Origin of the sequence: uncultured Nostoc sp. (assembly GCF_937863485.1) — a bacterium.
Lineage (GTDB): Bacteria > Cyanobacteriota > Cyanobacteriia > Cyanobacteriales > Nostocaceae > Nostoc.
The window spans coordinates 1-22,974 of record NZ_CALMFY010000230.1; the positions used below are offsets into that span (position 1 = coordinate 1).

Below are 22,974 nucleotides of genomic sequence, written 5' to 3' on the forward strand. Positions count from 1 at the left end.
CTAATGTAGAGACGTAGCACTGCTACATTTATACAAAGGTTCTGAATAACGCATATTTAATTTCACTCCTATGTCTATTGGTTTCCACCAATTTGTGGCGATAGTAATTCTTGCTCCACGAAATAACAATAGAACTTTCCAAACTACCAGTAGAGATTTTTATGAATGAATATAAGGTATCCCTGCTAAATCAATCCCTATTAGAAAAGCTAAATTTTGATGAATTACATACATACCATGTCAGTTATCTAACTTTTTTAGTCATTATCCAATAGTCATAAAGTTGCGATCGCAAACTGAGAGTTGCAGATTTTTCTGATTCCCGACTTCTTTCCACCTCCAAAATATTCATTTTCTCAATACTTAATCCCACTCCCTAATCCCCCATCTTTAAGGTAAATTTTCTCGCAGTAATGCTCGAAAGCCTGCTTGTTGAAAATGCTCATCAGCAGTTAGTGCTTCAGTGATTCCGCTATATTGCATCACAATAAAAGATACGCAATCCCCAAATCTCCATTCTTTCTCTGTTCGTTCCCGATATAACTCGAAAGCACGTTCGTAGAGTTCCTGGGAGAGAGGAACAATTTCGACTTTGGAGTCTGCTACTAGAGAATTTAATAATATGATTGCCGCTTGACGATAAGGTCGTTGGGATAAAGCATTGCCAATTTCCAACATCACCGCCTGTGTTGTCACCAAACGTGTTTCTGCCGCTTGTAACATTTTAGCCAGATGTAAGGCTCGGTCATGCAAGCGATCGCTCGGTGCAGATAAGGCAATGGCAAATGATGTATCAAGAAAGACTTCAGAATGCATGGAAAGTTTACTTACTGTACAAATATTTATCTATATTGGTAGACCAGTCAGGTGGCCCATCTAAGTTGAGCGATCGCGCCGTTTGCAGAAATGATACCGTTTCATGTTCACCTGGCGGTAAAATTTCAATACTGATTCGCACGCGGGTATTGATTGGCAGTGCGATCGGTTCAGCCGGATAGAACACTTTGCCATTGAACACAGCTGTGATTTTTTCTACCATTGTTTGCAAAAAGTGCTTTTAGTCTATCCTAAGCTAGTTGTAGCAATACGGGTAGAGTAGACGACGTAATAACTAGTGAAGATACTTATAGCTGTTTTACGAATTATATCGATTATTTCAGAATTGGCTAAGTCACCAACTGAACTAATGTTGGTTAAATCCCTGCTCTGAGCTATTTATCAGAATCCGAGATTCTGCGTCTGTGAAGTTGCACTGGTCTTGCTCTTTTACAGACAAAAGGAGGAAAAATTTTCGCTTTTTCCCAATTTTTACCAATAAATTTTAGTGGCAATTCTATACACAAATAACCTATGTAGGCTGTAAATAAATCAGCTTTTTGGAGTTGGGCAGAGTACAGAGCTTGTACCCTACCTTTGCTACTTTGATGATCAAATGCTGACTTAATAAAAAAAATTGAAGCCAGATGAGAACTAATGTTCTATATACCCTATAATCATTTTAATTACGGCATCCGTCTAGAAATACCGTAGATTTAGGGGTGTATTCTGATGAGCAAGTCGCAACAACTGACACAATTAAGTAAATTCCTGACTGAGGGGATGCAGGCTTATGCCATGAAAGCTTTGCAGACTATACAACTCTCGTATAAACAGACAATTAAAAGTTGGTTGAATGGACACACTGTGCAAAGCTTTGTGAGTCTGTTTTTAGTAGGTGCTTTTTTGAGTATAGCAGTTGCCTCCTGCTCTGGAAGCAGTTCAGCTAGCAAAAATGATGTCAAGCTGAAACTCGTTTCTTTCTCTGTTACCAAAGCAGCTCATGACCAGATAATTCCCAAATTTGTAGAAAAATGGAAGCAAGAACACAACCAAAACGTCACATTTGAGCAAAGTTATGGGGGTTCTGGCGCTCAAGCGGCGGCTGTGATTGCTGGTTCGCAAGAAGCAGATATAGTACACTTGGCACTTCCTCTGGATGTCAGTAAAATTGCTCTTGCAGGTTTGATTAAATCAGGTTGGGAAACCAAAGCTCCAAGAAATGGTATTGTTAGTAAATCGGTTGCTGCGATCGTCACCCGCGAAGGCAATCCCAAAGGCATCAATACTTGGGCAGACTTAGCAAAAGATGGCGTAAAAGTGATTGCCGCTAACCCAAAAACTTCTGGTATTGCTATCTGGGAATTCTTGGCTTTTTGGGGTTCCGTGAGTCTAACCGGAGGTGACGAAGCGACAGCGTTAGATTACGTCACCAAAGTTTATAAAAACACTCCTATTCTGACGAAAGATGCTCGTGAAGCTAGCAATTTATTTTTCCAACAAAATCAGGGTGATGTCTTAATCAACTACGAGAATGAAGTAATTTTAGCAGGAAAAAATGGGATTCAACTACCTTATGTTGTACCCCAAGTCAATATTTCCATTGATAATCCTGTAGCCGTAGTTGATAAAAACGTTGATAAACACGGTACAAGGGAAGTTGCACAAGCATTTGTTGATTTTCTTTACTCGACAGAAGCTCAACGAGAATTTGCTAAATTACAATATCGTCCTGTTAACCCCACTGTCACCCAAGAAGTAGCATCACAATATCAGCCTATTAAAACTTTATTCACATCTCAAGATTTAGGTGGCTGGGATATTATCCAGAAAAAGTTTTTTGGAGAAGGGGCTATTTTTGACAAAGTTAAAGCTGCTAGCAAAGCATGATATCTATACTTTTCGTGCAAAATTATCTACTAGCAGATAGCCAAGCATAAGGAATTCTCAGTCACTTTACTCAATTAATAATTTATGAGCTTTCGTAGCAGATTTAAGGATAGCTTTTTCCTGATATTTTTAATGATTATTGCCAGCAGTAGCACTGCTTGTAGCAGCGACGAGGAAAAGAAAAGTCAGGTGAGTATTGATGGTGCAGCTGTAGGTTTTCCTATTTCTTTAGCAGTTGCAGAAGAATACGGGAAAGTCAAATCTGAAGCTAAAGTAAGCGTTGCCTCAAGCGGTACTGGTGGTGGTTTCAGTAAATTTTGTAATGGCGATCTTGATATAGCTGGTGCTTCTCGCACTATTAGAGATGAAGAAATCAAAAAATGTAAAAGTAAGAATATTGAATTTGTCGAGTTACCTATAGCTTTAGATGGCATCGCTGTGATTGCTAACCGCCAAAATAACTTTGCCAAATGTTTAACTATTAAGGAACTGGGTAAGATTTGGGGCGGCAAATCAGACGGTAAAGTATTGAGATGGAATCAAGTTAATCCCAAGTTTCCTAACCAAAAACTGAAGCTGTATGCTCCATCTTCTGATACGGGAACATTCGATTATATGACTCAAGCTGTGACTGGCAAAGCCAAGAATGGCCGGACAGACTACACTGCTACTCAGAATCAAAACCTTCTCGTACAAGGAGTGTCAGGTGATGTATCAGCCTTGGGTTATGTAGGCATATCTTACTATATTCAAAATCAAGAAAAACTGAATCTAGTTGCTGTAGAAAGTCTTACAGGAAAGTGTGAAAAACCAGTGCCGGTGGATAATGTAATTAAAAATATCTATACACCTTTGTCTCGTCCTCTGTTCATCTATGTAAGTAAAAAATCCTTAGATACTAAGCCAGCAGTCAAAGAATTTGTAGATTTTTATCTAGAAAATTCTTGGAAGTGGGTTGATAGTGTTGGTTATGTAGCATTACCTGATGAAGCTTACCTCAAAGTCAAACAAAAATTTGCTACTGGTGAAACTGGGACAAAGTTTAAAAAAGCAAAACCAGGTGAACCGATCACAAACTTCATTTAAATAAAGTCCTAGTCATTGTAGTCTGAATGTAGTTAAAACTTAACTGTTTATGCAAAATACCAATTCTCAAGACGAGCCTTATCTACTATCCAGACAGTCACTGGATAAAAATCCATCTGAAGATATCTCAGAAAAGATTGTTGCGGCAGTTTTATTTGCTTGTGCTTTAGTTTCAGTTTTAACTACCTTTGGGATTGTCATAATTATCTTTCAGGAGACATTCGGTTTTTTCCAAGAAGTCTCCTTTGCCCAATTCTTTCTCGATAGTAAATGGACACCTTTATTTGCCGATAAACATTTTGGCGTTTGGCCATTGATTAATGGCACTTTCTTAACTACAGCTATTGCAATGGCAGTTGCTATTCCTTTGGGTTTATCTTCTGCTATTTATTTGAGTGAATATGCTGAACCTAAAGTTGCGGCAATTTTACGTCCAGCGGTGGAACTTTTGGCAGGAATACCAACGGTAGTATATGGTTACTTTGCGCTGTTGTTCCTTACACCATTGCTGCGGAATTTTATCCCTCTGGAAATATTCAACGCTTTGAGTGCGGGGTTAATGATGGGGGTAATGATTACTCCTACTGTTGGTTCTATCAGCTTAGATGCTATCCGAGCAGTTCCCCGTTCTTTGCGAGAAGGAGCTTATGCTTTAGGTATCACTAAACTAGAAACCATTTTTAAAGTAGTTCTCCCAGCCGCACTTTCTGGAATCATAGCCTCAATTATTTTGGGTATTTCTCGCGCTGTAGGTGAAACAATGACTGTCCTGATCGCCGCCGGACAACAACCAAGACTAACTGTTAATTTTGCGGAATCAATAGAAACAATGACAGCTTACATGGCGCAAATTTCTGGTGGAGATAGTCCGCGTGGTAGTCTTAATTTCAAGACATTATATGCTGTAGGTGCTGTTCTGTTTCTACTTACCCTTACTTTGAATATTGTTAGTTACTGGATTGCTAATCGCTTTAAAGAAAAATACGACTAAATAAATATGGCTACAAGTTATCAACAAGATGATTCTTTAGAATCTGCGGCAGAATTTAGCGATAATGTTGAGAGTAGAGATAAATTAGGGAAAGTATTTGAAGTACTTTTTTTGTTAGGATTGCTAATTGGTTTATTTGTCCTAGCGTTGCTACTTTTTGATATTTTGAAAGACGGATTAGGCAGATTTTTATCACCCGGCTTTCTCACAGAAACTCCTTCTCGTTTTCCTGACCAAGGTGGTATTCGTCCTGCGATTATCAGCAGTATGCTTTTAGGAGCTGTTGTGATTTTAGTAACTGTCCCAATTGGTGTTGGAGCAGCTTTATATCTAGAAGAGTATGCACCTAAAGCTTGGTGGACAGCGATTATTGAGATTAATATCAGTAATCTGGCGGGTGTGCCTTCTATTGTCTATGGATTGCTAGGTTTAGGAGTTTTCAATTATTTACTTGGGTTTGGCCCCGCTTTAATTTCCGGTGCATTGACTTTATCTTTGTTGTCTTTACCAGTAATTATTGTGACAGCTAGAGAAGCAATTCGCGCTGTCCCAGATTCCCTGAGAAATGCTTCTTACGGATTAGGTGTCACAAAATGGCGAACTATCAGCAGTCATGTCATACCCTATGCTGTTCCTGGTATTTTGACGGGGGTGATTATCTCTATATCCCGCGCTATTGGTGATGCAGCCTCATTGATTGTTGTAGGTGCTGTGGGTTTTCTCACCTTTAACCCTAGTTTGTTTCAGAGATTTATGGCATTACCCATTCAAATTTATAGTTACATCACTCGTCCTGAACCGGGTTTTGCTAGTGCAGCAGCAGCGACAATTATTGCGTTGTTACTCTTGATTTTAGTTTTAAATGGTGTAGCAATTTATATTCGACAAAGCTTCTCAATAAATTAGGTAATTAAATATCTAGTTGGATACATTCACGAATATTAGGAGAATAGCCAAGTGACTTATAGCAATAGTAGAAGTCAATCAGATAGTGCCACAATCGACCAAAGCAAGGGTGTATTCAACGTTGAAGGTGTGAAGGTCTACTATGGGGGATTTTTGGCACTTTTAGATGTTTATCTCAAGATTCCTGATAAACAAATTATTGCTTTTATTGGGCCTTCAGGATGTGGTAAAAGTACCTTACTGCGTTGCTTCAACCGGATGAATGATTTAATCCCTGGAGCTAAGGTAGAAGGGAGACTGAATTATCGCGATCGCAACATTTACGATCCCAAGATAAATTCTGTAAAATTACGCCGCCAAGTCGGAATGGTTTTTCAAAGACCGAACCCTTTCCCCAAGTCAATATACGAAAATATTTCCTTTGGGCCGCGTGCTAACGGTTATAAAGGTAACATTGATGAATTGGTGGAAGATTCCCTCAGACGCGCTGCTATCTGGGATGAAGTTAAAGACAAACTCAAAGAGAAGGGGACTGCGTTATCTGGCGGACAACAGCAACGACTTTGCATAGCAAGAGCGATCGCTATGAAGCCAGATGTATTATTAATGGATGAACCATGTTCTGCTCTCGACCCAATTTCTAGCCGTCAAGTAGAAGAACTCTGCTTAGAACTCAAGCAGCAATATACCATCATCATGGTGACACACAATATGCAGCAAGCTTCTAGAGTCGCAGATTTCACGGCTTTCTTCAATACAGAAATTGACGAGCATGGCAAACGTCGCGGAAAATTAGTTGAGTTTAATCCTACGGCGCAAATCTTCAGTTCTCCTCAAACCAAAGAAGCTGAGGATTATATCAGTGGACGCTTTGGTTAAAGAGACATTACACTTCTAAGCTGTTACGCATAAAAGATTGCATATTTACTTGTGTACTCTTTTGGGAAAGCAAGGCTGGGCGTAGCGTCTTGTAGAGAAGCTATGCCGCAGGCTTTACGGAAGGCTACGCGAACGCAAAGCGTCTCGTAGAGAAGACTGTGACTCCTTCACCGTGCGTCTACGCTTTTTCAAGTAATGTGTTTACGTTGACGCAGCCCAAGGTAGAGAAGTGACTTACAAAGAGTATCGTCTAAAATGACTGATAGCTGTGTATGTCAAAACTCCCAAGAAATTGTGCCTTGCACGGTGAATGGATCACCAGGATAAACGCGCAATCTAGATTGGGCACTCTCAAAATAGTCCACGTTGAAGAGATTCCTAAAATTGACCTGTGCGCGGAAGTTGTTTCGCTTGTAAAATATGGCAGCATCAGTGCGGAAGTAACTTGGTACTTCAAAAGTGTTGGCTAAATCGCCCTGGCGATCGCCCTTTTAGGAAAAGTTTGTGATCTACTGAACATGAGCCTATTTGCATTTAATATGAGCCGAGATTTATGATTGCAAGCCAGTTGCAATTAATTGGAGCCGGAGTGCAGTCTTATTTGCAATTAATGTGAGCCAGTAATTATCTTGTTTGCAAGCCGGAGTGTTTATATTTGCAAGCCGCTACAAGTAGGTACACCAAGCGTCGTGCTTTCGGCCTTGCCGATCACCACGGGATCGTTGTGTTCTCCCAGCGCGTGAATGTCCCCGTCGGGCCATCCGGACCGAGCAGTGCAACGCGCACCACCTCACGGGACCCATCTTCGACGGATTCCGTGCCTGCATATCCGTTGAGGTTCGTCTTGGTAAAGGCAGGCGATACGAGGTTTACTTTGATTCCGGTCGACTCCAGTTCGATCATCATGGCCAGCGTCATCGCATTGAGCGCGGCCTTGGACGCCGGATAGATCGGGCCATAGGAGGCGTGAGAGGGAAAATTAGGATCCGCGTTCGTCGTCAGCGAGCCGACTCCGCTAGACACATTCACGATGCGGGCGTCTGAGGATTCGCGAAGAAGCGGAAGCATCACTTGGTATACCGAGAGCGCGCCAAACACGTTGGTCTCCCACACCGCGCGAATCTCATCGAGAGGGGCGTTGCTCGCGCGGGATATCTTGAAGTACTCCTCCAACGACAAGTTCCCCTTATTTGTATTGGAGATAGCCGCGTTGTTGACGAGAAGATCAAGGCGACCAAACTCCTTGCGGATGCGTTCCGCCGCAGCATCGAGCGAAACTCGATCGGTAACATCGATTTGGAGAGCAGTCGCGCCCGCCCCGATCTCTTCGGCTGCGGTCTTGCCACGCTCGAAATCGCGCGATCCGACGAACACAGTAACTCCATTCGCTACAAGTTCCTTGGCGACCTGAAAACCGACTCCTTGATTGGCTCCGGTAACCAAAGCGACGCGTTCGTTTGGCATGATGTTATCCTTGATGAGGTGGATGGGCAGCCTGCTATCCTTATTGGAAGCCGGAACCATGTTCCATATCATAACTTGATTAAAATCCAAAAACCCTCTGGAACTGACGCAATATCCTTAAGTCTAGGACAGAAATTAAATTTAGAACAAATAGAGGGTACAGAACCAAATACATCTCTGATATTTTGGAGCGAAAAGGGTTTGTCACTACAAGCAATTGTCTCTAAACCTAACTTTGGCACATTGCGGCTGGAACTGCGTCCGACTTTGCGTTCTCCGGGCGATCGCTCGTTATATATTATGGATGATGGTAGGATTAACGTGTTTTAGATAGTAAATAATGTTATTAATTATGAGTTAAGAAACAACTTTCGATTCAACACTCATAACTGAAAACTCCTAACTTTTATTGTGCTAGACCGAGCTGTATCTGAACTATCAAAACCTAACAAGCGCTTACCTAATCAGCGCTGGCAAATTTATCCACAAAAACCAGAATTTGCCCAAAAGCTGGCGGTTTTGACAAATATTTCCCCCATTATCAGTCAGTTGCTGATTAATCGGGGTATGGAAACACCAGAACAGGTACAAGCATTTTTAAATCCAGAGTCTTTAGTTTTGCCTTCGCCGTTGGAAGATTTCCCAGATTTGGTGATTAGTTTGGAGTTGTTGCAAAATGCGATCGCCTCTCAAACAAAAATTGCTATTTGCGGTGACTACGACGCTGATGGAATGACTAGCACTGCTCTACTTTTACGTAGTCTCCGCACTTTAGGCGCACAAGTAGATTATGCTATTCCTAGTCGGATGCACGAAGGCTACGGTATTAATAAACGCATAGTTGAAGAATTCCACAGCGAAGGTGTAGGACTAATTCTGACTGTAGATAATGGCATATCTGCGTTTGAACCAGTTGCTAGAGCTAGAGAACTTGGTCTTGCAGTGATTATCACCGATCACCACGATATCCCCCAAAAATTACCGCCAGCGAATGCTATCCTCAACCCTAAACTGATAGCTGAATCCTCACCTTATCGGGGTGTTGCTGGTGTTGGTGTTGCCTACATTTTGGCAGTGTCTCTAGCACAACAACTAGGGGAGACTAAAGGCTTGATCCAGCCGATGTTAGCACTATTTACACTGGGAACGATCGCAGATTTAGCTCCCTTAACTGGTGTGAATCGCCGCTGGGTAAAACGTGGTTTACAGCATTTACCCAAATCCAACTTGGCTGGGGTGCAGGCGTTAATTCAGGTAGGCGGCGTACAGGCGCGGGGAGCAGGGGAGCAGGGGAGCAAGGAAGAAAATCCAAAATCCAAAATCCAAAATCCAAAATCCCTAAAGCCTGAAGATATCGGGTTTCGCCTGGGGCCACGAATTAATGCTATTGGTCGGATTGGTAATCCCCAGACTGTGATTGAATTGCTGACTACAGATGATATGGGGGTGGCGCTAGAAAGAGCAATGCAGTGCGAACAAATCAACGCCTCTCGCCAGCTAATGTGTGAGCAAATTGAACAAGAAGCGATCGCTTATGTAGAGACAGAATTTGTTGCGTCCCTACAAAAAGACCGTGTATTAGTTGTTGTTCAACCCAATTGGCATCATGGCGTTATTGGTATCGTTGCCTCCCGCTTGGTCGAACGCTATGGCGTTCCCGTGTTTATCGGTACTTATGAGGATGAGGAACATATACGCGGTTCAGCACGCTCAATTCCAGAGTTTCATGTATTTGAAGCTTTGGAATATTGTCACGATTTACTAGGGAAATTTGGCGGACACAAAGCAGCCGGGGGATTCTCTCTACCAGCAGCGAATTTACAGGTGTTGCGATCGCGTTTGATTGAGTTTGCTAACCAGTGTCTTGAACCTCAGCATCTCAAGCCTCTGCTCAAAATTGATGCCGAAGTCAATCTCAATCACATTAATCAGCAGCTTTATCAACAGCTTAATGCTTTACACCCCTGCGGTATGGACAACCCCGATCCAGTTTTTTGGACACCTAATGTTCAAGTGGTTGAGCAAAAAATCGTTGGTAAGGGTCACATTAAACTGACAATTGCTCAAACTATTGATAATCAGGAGTACAAAATTAAAGCGATCGCTTGGCGTTGGGGCGACTATTTTCGCTTACCACCGCGAGTCGATGTCGCTTACAAACTGCGAGAAAATTACTTTAACGGTAACACCACCATCGAGCTAGAGTTAATAGGTGTTAGACTGCCAATTCAGCTTCAACAATTTTTTGCTTCGCCACCTACCCCATCAAGCACAACTTTTGAATACAACCAGCGGCATTATACTTGTGGTTTCTATAAAAACGGTATTGAAGCAGAATTAAGAATTAAAAATTCTGAAGGCAAAGTTTTAGCCATGCAGCCAGGACATACAATCGGTTTGCTAGGCACTAATCGTCAAAACGCCAAAGAAGTTGATATTTCTCAGCCACAGTATGACAGTATTATTCAAGTTGCCCTTCAGGCGTTATCAGTGCTGAGTGCTGAGTGCTGAGTGATGAGTTATGAATTATGAATTATGAATTAACTTCTCATTCCTAACTCTTAACTGTCAACTCCTTAGTCAGCACTCAGCACTATTATAGGTTGCCGTTGCGAAATGCCAGCAAAAAGATTACTGCTGGCCCAGCAATCACAATTAGCGCCACGGACAGCAATTGGAAAATAACTTCCCAATTGATACTGATAAAAGCGTTAAACAAGTCAGACACAGCGTCAAACATTTTTCCTCTTCTCCTGCCAATTGTCTTGAAAAATTCAATAACTTAGTTATAAAACCCGCAATCGATCATATCTGGCTATGGCCTGCTAAATTTAATTTACTTAACAAAATTATAAGAAAAGACATAAAAAAGTAAAATAGGAAGATTGGGCATGGGGGATGCGGCACTTGTACTGAGCGTATCCCTACGGGGAAGCAAGCTACGCGTAGCGTCTCCAAGAGTTGTCGTAAAGCCTGCGGTATAGCTACGCCCTAAGCGCCAGCCTCTCCTTGGCGCAGCCTCTCGTAGAGAAGAGTTGTGTTGGGCATTGGAAATTAATTTCTCCCTTGTCCCCCTTGTCCGTTTAAGAAGGGTTTGCAAATGTCAACTAGCAAACGCACATCTAGGGGATGATATAAAATGTCATCTTCGTTGTCATAACTCAAGGGTTTTATGGGAATGAAATCTTCAAATTCGTTTTTAGTGGTAGCACTGGCGATCGCTTCAGTAAGTTTTCCCGTATCTGTCAAAGCCGATACTGTGAATGCCCGTTGCGATGTATTCCCAAAAGGAGAAGACCGCGCCACATCTTCTGGTCCCTGTACTTTTTCCCAACGTCAGGGTGCGGTTAGCATTCAACTAGAAAATGGTCGTAGCTATGACCTGCTCCCTTCGGGTAATCGACCCGGCAATTATCGCGATCAAAATGGTGATGCTGCCTATCGACAAGCTGGACTGGGTGACAAAGGACAGATTTATCGCCTTGCCACTGAGTCGATTTATGTCTATTGGGATACAGCTTCCTCTAGACAAAACTCAGGTAACAGAAATCGTAGGGCTGCTGCTAGGCGTCAGCCTGAAGCGGGTACTACCGTCGCTCGGTTGAGTGATTTAGTGGGTGCACGGGCAGGACAGGCAGAAAACACAGTGAAAGAACGGGGCTATCGATGGGTCAAGAGTGATGATTCGGGCTACAGCTACTGGCTAGAAGGCAAAACCAACTACTGTATAACGATCCAAACAGACCAAGGACGCTACCAATCGATTGTTTACACGGGGGGTCCACAGGATTGTAAGAATTAGTTGCTATCTGGACAAACAATCCAATTTGGAGGGCACTGAGAGGATGTCCTAAAAGGTAGCCGAGAAACGTGAAACTCGCATTCCTTGATTCAGGCACAATGTATGAGAATTCCCTTGGACGATGCTTATTCACGAAATAATCAGCGTTTCATACATTGTGCTTTAAGGAGTGGATGTTCCCATATTTGATTGCAGGTCTGAGCGATTAGCATTGCAGATCGCTACATCTAACACTCAACTTCTACATCGCACCGCTACAACAATCGGGAAAAGCGCATCATTAAAACATCACGGTTTGGTTTAACGGCTGCTAGCTACTACTACTACTGCTGCTTGTGTTAGTGGGCAGTTTGGGAATTAGCCAAAAGAGGAACTGCTCCTGCGATCGCGTCTGCACCAACATGAAGTCTTCACTGCCAAACAAGAAGGTCTTGATGCCACCGATGGAGCGAGATAAAAACTGCGAAGACATAGGTTTCATCTTTGTCTTGACGAAACCCAACAATACAGCAGACTAGAAACGAGTTCTGCCACTGCTCCAGTCGCCTGAATCACAAGTACCACGGAAATGCTCAATCCCATTAATGGCAATCCGTCCACTGCGTCTATCGATTTCAACACGCGGATGATTTAGCCCATTCACTCGGTATTTTCCCGTGATTTGCTCAGGTGTGACACGGAGATTGTTGAGGTTCCACCATCCATCACTACCTCCTGAATTAATTGGCGGGATGAGCTTTCCGCCCAGATGAATTTTTCCCTGCATATTACGAATCTCGACTTGAACCTCGGAATCGAACTCGTCTGTCGAAGACTCTACACGATTTTGCAGTTCATAGCGATCGCGACGTGAGTTCCATTCATAGCTGTTGCGGTTTTCAAGACTTGGTTTGCGACCTTCACCGTAGCAGATTAAGGTCAGTCTTTGCAGCATTGAGTTGTCACTGTTGCGCTCAGGTGCGCCTTGCTCCCGGAGATAGGTATCGATCGCAGTTTGAGCTTTACCAATTTCTCTTGAACTACAGGAACGACCATTTTGAAGTAGCTCCCCTTGAGGGCTAAAAAGGACAGTGCAACCGCTTCCTCGCGTCATCCCCGTCACACTGAAATTACCGTTGTCTACAGTGTCGATCATCGCTTGAGCATTCACAGAACTCGCGACTGTAAGTGTAAGTAAACCCAGCGCGATCGGCGTTAAAGCCCGCAATGTTTTCATTGTTATGTTAATTGTTGTTTTGAATAAATATAAATTGATTGGATCACTCTATTACCAAGAGGTTAAATGGTAAAGTCAGTATTTTGAGATACAGTTTTTGAATTCAAAATAAGCTAACTGAAGCCAATAATCCAGAGCGATCGCAAAAGGTTTTAGCAGTTCTGATAAGTTATTCGTTTCCGGCTGATAATCCTCAATTTGCGTCAATTTGAATATTGTTGGCTTCAAAGGCTTGCCGTACCCGTAGACGGAACTCTCGCCCAACACTCCATTGTTCCATAGGTGCCGTTTTAATCCAAACGCGCACTAACATACCCATGTGTGATAGGTCATCAATCCCCAACACTTGGGGCGATTCTAGTAGGCGATGGCGCCATTCTACTTCGCTATACAATTGTTTGCATACTTGCTTGAGAATCTCTAAAACCTGCTTGGGGTCGTTTTCATACGCCACTACAATAGAAAAGTCTACCCGCGACCAGAGGCGGGTTAGATTGCTGACATTCGTGATATTGCTATTGGGAATGGTAATTAGTTTACCTTCGTTATTACGTAGTTGAGTTACCCGCAAGTTGAGATTTTCCACTAGTCCGCTTTTATCCCCAATCTCAATTACATCTCCCACAGCAAATTGATCCTCCATCAAAATCAAGCAGCCATTGACCAAATCTTTAATCAGACTTTGAGAACCAAGAGAAATGGCGATACCAATGACAGCGCCCCCTGCCAAAATTGAACTGGTAGGCATATTAAATATGTTTAGAGACCGCAAGATACCCAAGGTGATGAAAACAAAAGTGATTAATCCTTTTAGTGCCCCGGAAACTGTTGCAGCTCGTAGCGCAATCCGTTGAGTTTCACTCAAAGGTAGAGAGGAATGGGTTGTCCAGACATCAGTGAGGCGGTCAATTAAGGTTTTGCCAATCCGAATTACAAGACTGATGAAAAACCAAATAATCAGTAGCGCTAGGGGTCTGGCTAAAGCCTCCGTAGACCATCTCATGAGGTAGGGGACGCGATACATGATCACCACAATTCCGATGTACCACATCAGAATAAATGCCCAAAACAGTAGCCATGTGAGCAGAGAATAGATCCCCAGTTGGCGCTTGAGGCTGAACTGTCGCCGGATCGTTTCTAGAAACTGCGATCGCTGATGGGCGATCATGTCTGCATCTGTTTTCTTTTCGCTGGTCTCTATTGTGTGAATAGTTGTGGATGTTTCTGCCTCAGCTCGCTTGACCACACCCTGTTTTACCGCAGCTTTCTGCTCTTGATGGCGAACTTGCAATGCCGTCTGTTTACGAATTAAAGTTCGCCGCAATAACCACAACACAACACTCCCCAACACTAAGCCGATGCTGATTTGCAGTGCCTGTCCAATTCGTTGCCACAATACCTTATGCGAGAAGAGTCTATTAATGCGTTCGACTTCTGCTTGTAATATTTTTTGCCACTCCTGCGCCAATACCTCCAGAGTTTTCCCGTGGTAGTCAGCATCTGGCTCTGTTACTGTTACCAGCCTTAAAGGACGAGTTGTTTGATCGTCACTGAGCTGGAGGATTAAATCCTGATTCAGAATGGCAATAGAAACTATAGGAGTTTGTTTAGCTTTGTTAGTTCGGTTGAGCGCTCGCATGAGCCGTTGCGTTATTTCTTCAGCACGTACCTCTACTGGAAGAGATCCCTCTGGCGGTTGGCTACGATTAAAAACAGTGGGAGAGACAATCTCAAACAATAAGCTTCTGTCTAAGGGTGAATACACAGACGCAATTTCATACATACCGAGGCGGGTAACACCACTAGGTGGTTTGTGCGGATCGTTGGAGGCTGCGGTAGGTAAGGAAGGTAGTTGACTGTGAGCGATCGCACTCCAACCAAGCACCATTGCGATCGTCATTACACTGACTAGCACAAAACGAATTACTGAATGGAGGAAGCGATTAAACAGGAACATATCTATGGGAAAGTGATTGAGTAGCTGATATTAGTGTCGGTCATCGTCCTACTTTAATTGCCTATAGCAATCCTAAATGAAATACAAATTAGTAGTATATTTATACCAAGATTAAGTTCTTTACCAATCACCAAGAATTTGATCGAAGACTCTCAGAAGCACACCGCCTGTAATGCAGCGTATCCCAATCTCAAAGCACGCATGATCGCGCTCCTAAAAACACTTGGTAAGAAGCCCATTTTGATCGCAAGAACAGATAAAGCAGTGTCTGTGATACAGATGTGGGCAAACAGGCACTAGCAGGATTAACAAATGGCACATTGATAGAATTTCCCAATTTCGGGCATGGCGCTCTTGTATTTTCGCAATGTGCTAGAGATGTAGAAGCCGCGTTTGTGATGAATCCCACTTCTTCTCCCAATGCAGCGTGCAGGGAAGCTTTGAAAACTAAGTTCGTGTTGTAGGTTGTCATGGAGCATCCTGCTAAAGCCAATGTCAAAGACCGTGACCGATTCTAAATGATACGTTACTCGCCTAATCCCCAATCCCCTACTCCCTAATACAAAATGGCAACTTGGCAATGTGTAAAGCAATGTGGAGCCTGCTGTAATCTTGATCCAGCAGAGCGTCCAGATTTGGATGAGTATCTCTCTCCACCAGAACTAGAACTTTATCTCAGCATGGTAGGTGAAGGGGGATGGTGCGTTAATTTCGACCATACCACGCGAGAATGCCGCATCTACTCAGATCGTCCTCGTTTCTGCCGTGTGGAATCAGAAGTGTTTCAAGATATGTATGGGGTTGAACCAGAAGAAGTCAACGATTTTGCCATTGACTGCTGTCGCCAGCAAATAGAGGGAGTATATGGCGATCGCAGTTTGGAAATAATCCGCTTCAATAAAGCTGTTGGGTTGTCAAGAGGATGCAAGGACGCAAACACACCCGATAATTTTTTTGTCTTCATCTGTGGAGTTGCAATTTATTACAACAATCTGAGAATATGATAGAAATATGAAAGCAACCTAACAACAAAACTACTGCTCGTGAAACTTGACTCTGCTCCTTTGGACATTTCTGGCATATCTGAGACTGAGATTGAGCTAGAACTGAAAGACAGCACTGATTTTAACTTAACTCCAGCGATCGCCCAGCCAGTTCAGGCTGTAGTTGCGGATAGTCCTCAAAAGCAGCAATCAGTGGTGGTAGTTTTTGGTACAACTTTTGTAACTATTTTTCTAGCAGAAATTGGAGATAAGACTCAGCTATCCACGCTGTTAATGAGCGCACAATCTCATTCGCCGTGGGTTGTATTTATCGGATCTGCGGCTGCGTTAATAACCACCAGCTTATTAGGTGTGCTTTTAGGTAGTTGGATAGCCAGCCGACTCAGCCCGAAAACTATAGAAAAATCAGCAGGCGTAATGTTGTTGGTGATTTCCCTAATGCTGTTTTGGGATATATTGCAAGGTTAGTTAGAAGTCGTTAAATTTTGGATTTTAGATTTTAGATTTTGGATTGGTAATTTGTAATTGCTCCGCTTCCTGTGCTTCCTCATCTCCTCTGCTCCCCCATCCCCCTTAATTATATGGATTGGCATCTTTTAGGACTAAGCTTTATTACAGTTTTTTTATCAGAATTGGGTGACAAAAGTCAGCTAGCGGCGATCGCACTTTCAGGGCGTTCTAATTCTCCGCGTGCAGTATTTTTTGGCGCAGCAGGCGCACTGCTGTTGACAAGCTTGTTGGGAGCATTAGCAGGGGGAGCAGTAGCAGAATTATTACCTACACGCTTGTTAAAAGCGATCGCTGCTGTGGGATTTGCCGTCCTCGCTGCACGCCTGCTGTTATTTAACAATAAACCATCGACGGATTCTGAACAAACACCATAACCAAACGTGAGTTCGACGGCTCATGTGGTATTGCCTAACTAGTACGCCACGGCGTAGATATAGCAACCATTTAAAATCCCTAAAGAGCTTATTCCATAATACTTTTGAATGAGTGACTTTTTACTTTTGACTTCCGCCTTGCGGTACTAGCTCAATCAAAATACCAGAGATTTTACTACCCAAAGTCGTCCCTCTGGGAGTCCCAGAAGGACAGACTTGAACTTTAATTCAAGTCAAGGAGAAGTTTATCGAACTCACCTTAACCAAATGACCAGGGTTGCACATCCAGCTAAATTACAAAGGTTCCCAACCGGTTCCTTTGTAGCCGTATTGAAAAATTTCTGGATGCAAAATTTCAGCCAAAATTTCTAGAGAATCTACCAATCGTGGCCCTGAACGATTAAAGTAAGAATTGCCATCAGTAATGTACACCCTACCGGATTGGGTTGCGTGCAGTTTTTCCCAGTCTGAACGTTGAGTTAACAAATTGGCTTCTTGACGAGTTCGATTTAAATCAAAGCCGCAAAGCATAAAAACAATGATATCTGGGTTACTTGCTATTAGTGTTTCCCACGGTAAGATAGGAGAAGCCTGACCTGTAAGGCTAAACAGAGAGTGCCCTCCTGCTAAGTTAACTAATTCAGGAATCCAATTGGCGGCGATCATCAAAGGATCAGTCCACTCGATGCAGGCGACAGTAGGCACTTCATTTAAAGAAAGTCCTTGGATTCTTTGCTGACAAATTTTGACGCGAGCTTCTAAGTTTTCTAGAACTTTAACCGAGTCTACTTTAAAGGTGTTGCCGACTCGCTCAATATCAGCCCAAACATCTTGGAGAATATTAGGTTGTAAAGAAATTATTTGAGGTTTACTATGAATGAGTGTGGCAACTGCCTTTTCAACCTCGTCTAAGCTAACAGCACAAACATCACACTGGTCTTGCGTGAGAATGTGGGTAGGCTGCAACTGCTCTAAAACATCTGTTTTGATTTCATAGATACTGAGAGCAGATTGTAATAAATTGTTCACGTCATCATGAATTTGGCTGCTGGAGGCATTGGAGTTTAAGCGGGCTTGGGTACAAATGGGGCGATTTTGGATTTCTGGAGGGTAGTCGCATTCGTGCGATCGCCCCACAATAGCATTAACCAACCCTAGTGTCGCTAAAATCTCTGTTCCACTGGGAATTAGGGAAACTATTCTCACATTACTATCCGTCATCGCTTCACCTCCATAAAAGCTTCCGTCATCTTAGATTTTGGCAAAATTTGAGTCATTAAGTATCTTTCTCTAGGAGAATCAAGGTTGTTTTGGTCGTCATACCGATTATCTGTGAGGTTGCTCCTGAAACTTGGGGATTTTGCCCCAAGTTCGTCTCACCAAGCTTGGTTTTGTGCAGTTTCACAAAGAATTGCTACCAGCACTAAGCAACAAATTGACTTACATCGCTTTTCAAGTAATGAAACTACACCACTCCCTACTTCATACTTCCTACAGTTTCCTAGACCCAAATTCAAAATACTACTATACTACTTAATAGTAGAATTACTTGATAGTGAAATTATTTTAAATATTAATTATCCCCTAGCAAAAATCACTGGTATGAAGTAATAGAAGTTATGAGGAAAATCTAGTTTGGAATTCCTTATCCAGAATCATCAAATTTGATTAGAAAAAATATACTTTCCGGTTATGAAAAACCCTATGAAGTAATTGTAGTTATACAAGGACGGTTCTAATTTTCCCTTAGAACTGCAAGGCAAAATTATTTTTTCTTGAGGGCAACTAATGCAGGTGGTGTTAGCTAGAGATATTACAGAGCACAAGCAGGCCCAAGAGGCTTTACAAATCAAAGAAAATGGTCGGCGAAAACAAAGTCAGACACTGGTGGAACTAGCAAGGAGCAAGACATTTCAGCAAGGTAATCTCAACGCAGTCTTAAGGGAAATTACAGAAACTACTGCTCGGACGCTCTTAGTGCAGCGAGTTGGGGTGTGGTTATATAATCAAGAACGTTCAAAAATTGAATGCATCGATTTATATGATGTAAGTACTAAGGAGCATAGCTTTGGTAACTCGCTTTCACAAAAAAATTATCCAGCTTATTTCCAGGCTTTAGAAGAGGAACGTACCATTGCCGTAAATGATGCCAGAAACGATACAAGAACCAAAGAATTATCTGAGTCTTATCTTTCTGTTTTAGGCATCACATCCTTGCTGGATGCACCAATTTGGCTAGAGGGTCGTTTGGTGGGCGTAGTCTGTCACGAACACATAGGCGAAAGTCGCCAATGGACTTTGGAAGAAGAGACTTTTGCTGGCTCGATTGCAGATTTCGTGACCCTGGCTATAGAAGCAAGCGAGCGAAACGTCGTCCAGGAAGCACTGCGACAGAGTGAGGCGCAATTTCGGGCGATTTTTGAGCGTTCTTCTATCGGCATTGGACTTATAGATATGAAAGCGGAGATTGTCGATACTAATCCGGCACTGTGCGAGATTTTAGGATACAGCCGAGAAGAGTTATCCAGCAAGCACTTTATAGATTACATTTCTATACAAAGGGGGGATTTAAAACTTTACAAACAACTGGTGTCAGGAATTCGCACAAATTCAGGGAAAACTTCAAGGTTCGGTTTCCAACACTCCGAACTTCAGGAACAGCTAGTCGATAGACATCGCATTGAAATGGAAAGACGCTGCCTGCATCAAGATGGTAGCTTAGTTTGGACTCATATCTCTGTTTCTGTTATACCAGACAGCAATGGTGAACCGGAGTTTTTTCTAGCGATGATTGAGGACATTACTGAACGCAAGCAAATAGAGTTGAAACTGCGTGCCTCTCAAGAAGCAGCAGAAGCTGCTAGTCGGGCAAAAAGTGAATTTTTAGCAACCATGAGCCATGAGTTGCGGACACCTCTGAATGCAATTATGGGCTTATCAGAGTTGTTGCAACAAAAAATAGTTGGCTCTCTGAATGAAAAGCAGAACGAATATATAAGTTGTATATATAGTAGTGGTGAACACCTACTAGAACTGATTAACGATATCCTTGACTTATCTAAGGTGGAAGCAGGCAAAGAGGAACTGTTACTCTCACCTTTGCCAGTGTCAGATTTATGTAATTATGCCATATCGACAGTGCGCGATCGCGCCTTAGAAAAGGGATTGCAACTCACACATGAAATTGGCCTAAAAGCGGATATTCTGATTGTTGATCAGCGGCGCATCAAGCAAATGCTACTCAACCTACTTACTAATGCGATTAAATTCACCCCAGCCGGTCAGGTATCGCTGGTAGTCAAAAAAGTACCGCAAGGGATGACCTTTACAATTTCAGATACTGGAATTGGTATAGACTCAAATCAGTTTCAATTTCTATTTGAACCGTTTAAACAGCTTGACAGTCAGTTAAATCGGCAGTATGAAGGCACAGGTTTGGGTTTAGTTTTAACACGCAAATTAGCGCGTTTGCATGGTGGAGATGTGACTGTTACATCGATTTTGGGAGAAGGGAGTCAGTTTACTTTGTTTCTACCAAACCCAGTACATCTGGGAGCAGCAGATGAAGCTAAAAAAGATACTGAAGCAACATCTTCCTCATCCTCCCTAGTTCTTCCCAAAAATAAAACTATTTTGGTAGTCGAAGAAGAAAACACTGGCATGGTGTTGCAAAATTATCTCCAGACAATTGGCTACCAAGTCAAGTGGATAGACAACAAAAACAAATTTTTGGAACAGGTGCGAACCCTACAGCCAGATTTAATTTTTTTGGATGTCCAATTAGTAGATGATCTTAGGGACTGGGATTTGCTAAATATTCTCAAACAAGAACCTTCTTTGCAACATATGCAGGTGGTGATGATGGGCTTTAGTGAACCTCCAGAGAAGCTTTCTATTGTGCAAGCTGGTGCTAACGACTATCTTCTCAAACCAATTCAAGTAGTTCAATTAGAGTCAATATTGATGCGATATTTAAATCATAGCGATTTTCGGATGAACGAAACACCAATATAAACACTAGGCGATCGCATTCATATTTTTAGTCCCAATTCGCCAATACAGCACCTATATTCTATATTCTAAGTATTTTATCTAATACTTTTACTGGTTTAGCACTTTATGCCACATTTAGCAATTCATAGTGTAATACACGAAGATTTCCAATATCTGGCTAATGGTGGTTAAATAGCAATCGTAAATCATTAATAATTATTAGTATTAATGCACATAGCGCAACCTCAACTCTACCAGAGGCTCTGCCAACGAGTCTGCGAACGCGAGAGCGTATGGGGTTTTCCCAAGTGGAGCGACTGGTATGGGCTAGGGGAGATTGATAAGTGCCTAAAATCACAGCCAACCACTTTTCAAACAACCTCTTATACTCTTAAATCTTAAATTTATGGATTCTTTTCAACCTGACACAGGTGTGCCTTTAACCTTAGAAATTGCTCAGATTGGTTCGCCATCAACAACACTCACTCCTACCTCAACACCCACCCCGCGAATTTCCAAAGATGCTATTCGCACCAGTTTGAAAGCCTCCACTGCCGATGGTATCTTCGCAGCAGTTTTCAATATTGCCAGTGGCGGGGTTTTGCTGAGTAATTTTTTGGTGCAGTTGGATGCCAGTCCGGTGGTGTTTGGCATGATATCCTCTATCCCGATGTTAGCGAATCTCTTTCAGCCGATGGGTGCTTACTTGTCTGAACGCAGCACTAGCCGCTTTCAGAATTCCCTTCGCACTCATGGAATTGCTCGGCTACTGTGGCTGATTTTAGTAATTGGCATTGCTAGCTTTAGTTGGGGAGGGCTTAATTCAAACCAATTGGTGATATTGTCGCTCTTGATTCTCGTATGCAGTCATCTTTTAGGAGGACTAGGAACTGCATCGTGGTTCAGTTGGATAGCAATGTTAGTCCCACGGCAATTACGAGGTAGATATTTTGGGCTACGCAATAGCTTTGCCAACCTCACCGAGTTACTCACCTTGCCAATAGCCGGTCTAGCTGTATCACATTGGTATGGGGGGAGTATCCAAGGTTATGGAGTGATTTTGTTCTTCGGGATTATCTTTGGAATGGTGAGCTTGGGGTGTCAGTATTTCCAGGTAGATATCAATCCCCAATTACAAAACACCTATCATGCAAGCTTATCTCAAACAAGTGAGATTCAGTCAGACTCAGCACCAAATGAATCTAGTGAGATATCTGAAGCAATCTATCTCCCGCAAATGCCGACCCCTAAAAATCAGATAGATAGCAGCATCTGGAAAAACTCTAATTTTTTGGTCTTTCTGCTTTATTTCGGCTTATGGGCGTTTGCTGTTAGCCTAAGTGCCCCGTTTTTTAACCTTTACTTGCTAGATACGCTGAACCTGGATGTGAGTTGGGTAACTTTCTACACCAGTCTGCGAGCAGCGGCACATATGCTACTGCTCCTCGTGTGGGGTAAATTAGCAGATAGAATAGGCAATCGTTCGATTCTAATTTATTGTGGAATTCTAATTGCCGTCATCCCCTGGCTGTGGCTGACGATTGGTTCTAGTCCCCTCGATCTCTGGCTGTGGTTTCCGCTATTGCACATTTTTATGGGAATTAATTGGGGAGCAGTCGACTTGTGCAGCAATAATCTCCAGATAGAGATTGCATCAGTAAAAAATCAGTCTATCTATTTTGCGATCGCTGCTGCTATTGGTGGGGCGAGTGGTGCTTTAGGAGCAACTATAGGTGGCTTCATCGCTCAATTTGCTGGGTCTTTTGGCATAGGGGAAGTGTTCATTGTGTCTGGTATATTACGACTAGCGTCACTCATACCACTCATTGTTAAAAAGGATATGGGTAGATAGGGCGAAATTGATTGGTTACAGATGTGAATAAACAATGTCGCACTCAGACTGGGGATTTTTCCACCTACAGGAAGAATTGTCCAATATAAAACAATACAGTTCAGTTAAGGATAATTGTAGGTTGGGTTGAACGAACGCCAACAGCGTCCTGTAGGGAAGTGAAACCCAACAAATGCCTAAAAATGTTGGGTTACCCTGCCTTAAGCCCCTTTGGGTCTACGTTCCTCAAACGCC

General features: G+C 42.6%; 23 protein-coding genes and 2 pseudogenes. 13 read left to right on the forward strand and 12 right to left on the reverse strand.

The genetic code is table 11. From position 1 onward, the window contains the following. Window positions 1-244: 244 nt before the first annotated feature. From Q0541_RS31300 to Q0541_RS31310, 3 genes are read right to left on the reverse strand one after another with little or no spacing between them, the layout of a single operon-like run. Window positions 245-373 carry a hypothetical protein gene (locus Q0541_RS31300; protein WP_298920322.1) on the reverse strand — a complete coding sequence of 43 codons (129 nt, stop codon included), beginning with the start codon at window positions 371-373 and terminating at the stop codon, window positions 245-247. 17 nt (window positions 374-390) lie between these two features. Beyond that, complete coding sequence (locus Q0541_RS31305) at window positions 391-816, reverse strand: type II toxin-antitoxin system VapC family toxin (protein WP_298920324.1); 426 nt, start codon at window positions 814-816, stop codon at window positions 391-393. 7 nt (window positions 817-823) lie between these two features. Then, entirely contained in the window at window positions 824-1,039 is a 216-nt protein-coding gene (locus tag Q0541_RS31310; RefSeq protein ID WP_298920326.1) for a hypothetical protein, read from the reverse strand. Between the two features lie 509 nt (window positions 1,040-1,548). Here Q0541_RS31310 and Q0541_RS31315 point away from each other — a divergent pair. The 5 genes from Q0541_RS31315 (at window position 1,549) to pstB (ending at window position 6,568) form a co-directional block, all read left to right on the forward strand. Beyond that, window positions 1,549-2,706 (forward strand): sulfate ABC transporter substrate-binding protein, encoded by a 1,158-nt coding sequence (locus tag Q0541_RS31315; protein WP_298920328.1) that lies wholly within the window; start codon window positions 1,549-1,551, stop codon window positions 2,704-2,706. A gap of 84 nt (window positions 2,707-2,790) precedes the next feature. After that, window positions 2,791-3,792 carry a PstS family phosphate ABC transporter substrate-binding protein gene (locus Q0541_RS31320; RefSeq protein ID WP_298920330.1) on the forward strand — a complete coding sequence of 334 codons (1,002 nt, stop codon included), beginning with the start codon at window positions 2,791-2,793 and terminating at the stop codon, window positions 3,790-3,792. Window positions 3,793-3,841: 49 nt separating this feature from the next. Further along, window positions 3,842-4,783 carry a phosphate ABC transporter permease subunit PstC gene (pstC, locus tag Q0541_RS31325; protein ID WP_298920332.1) on the forward strand — a complete coding sequence of 314 codons (942 nt, stop codon included), beginning with the start codon at window positions 3,842-3,844 and terminating at the stop codon, window positions 4,781-4,783. Between the two features lie 6 nt (window positions 4,784-4,789). Beyond that, window positions 4,790-5,689, forward strand: coding sequence for a phosphate ABC transporter permease PstA (gene pstA, locus Q0541_RS31330; protein WP_298920334.1), 900 nt, complete (start codon window positions 4,790-4,792; stop codon window positions 5,687-5,689). 51 nt (window positions 5,690-5,740) lie between these two features. Further along, window positions 5,741-6,568, forward strand: coding sequence for a phosphate ABC transporter ATP-binding protein PstB (pstB, locus tag Q0541_RS31335; protein WP_298920336.1), 828 nt, complete (start codon window positions 5,741-5,743; stop codon window positions 6,566-6,568). A 275-nt stretch (window positions 6,569-6,843) separates the two neighbouring features. Here pstB and Q0541_RS31340 read toward each other — a convergent pair. Both Q0541_RS31340 and Q0541_RS31345 read right to left on the reverse strand, forming a co-directional pair. Further along, a pseudogene (locus tag Q0541_RS31340) lies at window positions 6,844-7,056 on the reverse strand (hypothetical protein); the annotation flags it as partial. 220 nt (window positions 7,057-7,276) lie between these two features. After that, window positions 7,277-8,032 (reverse strand): SDR family NAD(P)-dependent oxidoreductase, encoded by a 756-nt coding sequence (locus tag Q0541_RS31345; RefSeq protein WP_298920337.1) that lies wholly within the window; start codon window positions 8,030-8,032, stop codon window positions 7,277-7,279. A gap of 75 nt (window positions 8,033-8,107) precedes the next feature. Between Q0541_RS31345 and Q0541_RS31350 the strand changes: the two genes are divergently transcribed. Together Q0541_RS31350 and recJ are read left to right on the forward strand one after the other, a co-directional pair. Further along, window positions 8,108-8,362 carry a hypothetical protein gene (locus Q0541_RS31350; RefSeq protein WP_366941949.1) on the forward strand — a complete coding sequence of 85 codons (255 nt, stop codon included), beginning with the start codon at window positions 8,108-8,110 and terminating at the stop codon, window positions 8,360-8,362. Window positions 8,363-8,443: 81 nt separating this feature from the next. Next, window positions 8,444-10,543, forward strand: coding sequence for a single-stranded-DNA-specific exonuclease RecJ (gene recJ / locus Q0541_RS31355; protein WP_298920339.1), 2,100 nt, complete (start codon window positions 8,444-8,446; stop codon window positions 10,541-10,543). An 85-nt stretch (window positions 10,544-10,628) separates the two neighbouring features. Here recJ and Q0541_RS31360 read toward each other — a convergent pair whose 3' ends face one another. Continuing rightward, window positions 10,629-10,751 carry a photosystem II reaction center protein Ycf12 gene (locus Q0541_RS31360; protein WP_298920407.1) on the reverse strand — a complete coding sequence of 41 codons (123 nt, stop codon included), beginning with the start codon at window positions 10,749-10,751 and terminating at the stop codon, window positions 10,629-10,631. Between the two features lie 459 nt (window positions 10,752-11,210). Between Q0541_RS31360 and Q0541_RS31365 the strand changes: the two genes are divergently transcribed. Further along, window positions 11,211-11,834, forward strand: a complete 624-nt coding sequence (locus Q0541_RS31365; RefSeq protein WP_298920340.1) for a hypothetical protein — start codon at window positions 11,211-11,213, stop codon at window positions 11,832-11,834. Window positions 11,835-12,144: 310 nt separating this feature from the next. Here the strand turns inward: Q0541_RS31365 and Q0541_RS31370 are convergent, their stop codons facing one another. The 4 genes from Q0541_RS31370 to Q0541_RS31385 form a co-directional block, all read right to left on the reverse strand. Next, window positions 12,145-12,306, reverse strand: a complete 162-nt coding sequence (locus tag Q0541_RS31370) for a hypothetical protein (RefSeq protein ID WP_298920342.1) — start codon at window positions 12,304-12,306, stop codon at window positions 12,145-12,147. A gap of 42 nt (window positions 12,307-12,348) precedes the next feature. Continuing rightward, complete coding sequence (locus tag Q0541_RS31375) at window positions 12,349-13,050, reverse strand: hypothetical protein (RefSeq protein ID WP_298920344.1); 702 nt, start codon at window positions 13,048-13,050, stop codon at window positions 12,349-12,351. A gap of 193 nt (window positions 13,051-13,243) precedes the next feature. Then, window positions 13,244-14,965, reverse strand: coding sequence for a mechanosensitive ion channel family protein (locus Q0541_RS31380; protein ID WP_298920346.1), 1,722 nt, complete (start codon window positions 14,963-14,965; stop codon window positions 13,244-13,246). A gap of 232 nt (window positions 14,966-15,197) precedes the next feature. Further along, on the reverse strand, window positions 15,198-15,479 hold the full coding sequence (locus tag Q0541_RS31385) for a hypothetical protein (RefSeq protein WP_298920348.1): 282 nt from the start codon (window positions 15,477-15,479) through the stop codon (window positions 15,198-15,200). A 94-nt stretch (window positions 15,480-15,573) separates the two neighbouring features. Between Q0541_RS31385 and Q0541_RS31390 the strand changes: the two are divergent. From Q0541_RS31390 to Q0541_RS31400, 3 genes and pseudogenes are all read left to right on the forward strand, one after another. Further along, window positions 15,574-15,921: pseudogene (locus Q0541_RS31390) on the forward strand (YkgJ family cysteine cluster protein); the annotation flags it as partial. A 129-nt stretch (window positions 15,922-16,050) separates the two neighbouring features. Continuing rightward, complete coding sequence (locus Q0541_RS31395) at window positions 16,051-16,479, forward strand: TMEM165/GDT1 family protein (protein WP_298920350.1); 429 nt, start codon at window positions 16,051-16,053, stop codon at window positions 16,477-16,479. A gap of 113 nt (window positions 16,480-16,592) precedes the next feature. Further along, a complete protein-coding gene (locus Q0541_RS31400; protein WP_298920353.1) occupies window positions 16,593-16,895 on the forward strand; it encodes a TMEM165/GDT1 family protein in 303 nt (100 codons plus the stop codon). Window positions 16,896-17,189: 294 nt separating this feature from the next. On the opposite strand, the gene Q0541_RS31405 is transcribed toward Q0541_RS31400, so the two are convergent. Both Q0541_RS31405 and Q0541_RS31410 read right to left on the reverse strand, forming a co-directional pair. Then, window positions 17,190-18,116, reverse strand: a complete 927-nt coding sequence (locus Q0541_RS31405; protein WP_298920355.1) for a cobalamin-binding protein — start codon at window positions 18,114-18,116, stop codon at window positions 17,190-17,192. Between the two features lie 55 nt (window positions 18,117-18,171). Then, window positions 18,172-18,300 carry a hypothetical protein gene (locus Q0541_RS31410; protein ID WP_298920357.1) on the reverse strand — a complete coding sequence of 43 codons (129 nt, stop codon included), beginning with the start codon at window positions 18,298-18,300 and terminating at the stop codon, window positions 18,172-18,174. Window positions 18,301-18,683: 383 nt separating this feature from the next. On the opposite strand from Q0541_RS31410, the gene Q0541_RS31415 reads away from it, so the two are divergent. Next, the gene (locus tag Q0541_RS31415) at window positions 18,684-20,909 is read left to right on the forward strand and encodes a PAS domain S-box protein (protein WP_298920359.1); all 2,226 of its coding nucleotides are present in this window, start codon (window positions 18,684-18,686) and stop codon (window positions 20,907-20,909) included. A gap of 385 nt (window positions 20,910-21,294) precedes the next feature. After that, window positions 21,295-22,740, forward strand: a complete 1,446-nt coding sequence (locus tag Q0541_RS31420; protein WP_298920362.1) for an MFS transporter — start codon at window positions 21,295-21,297, stop codon at window positions 22,738-22,740. The last annotated feature ends 234 nt before the right edge of the window (window positions 22,741-22,974 follow it).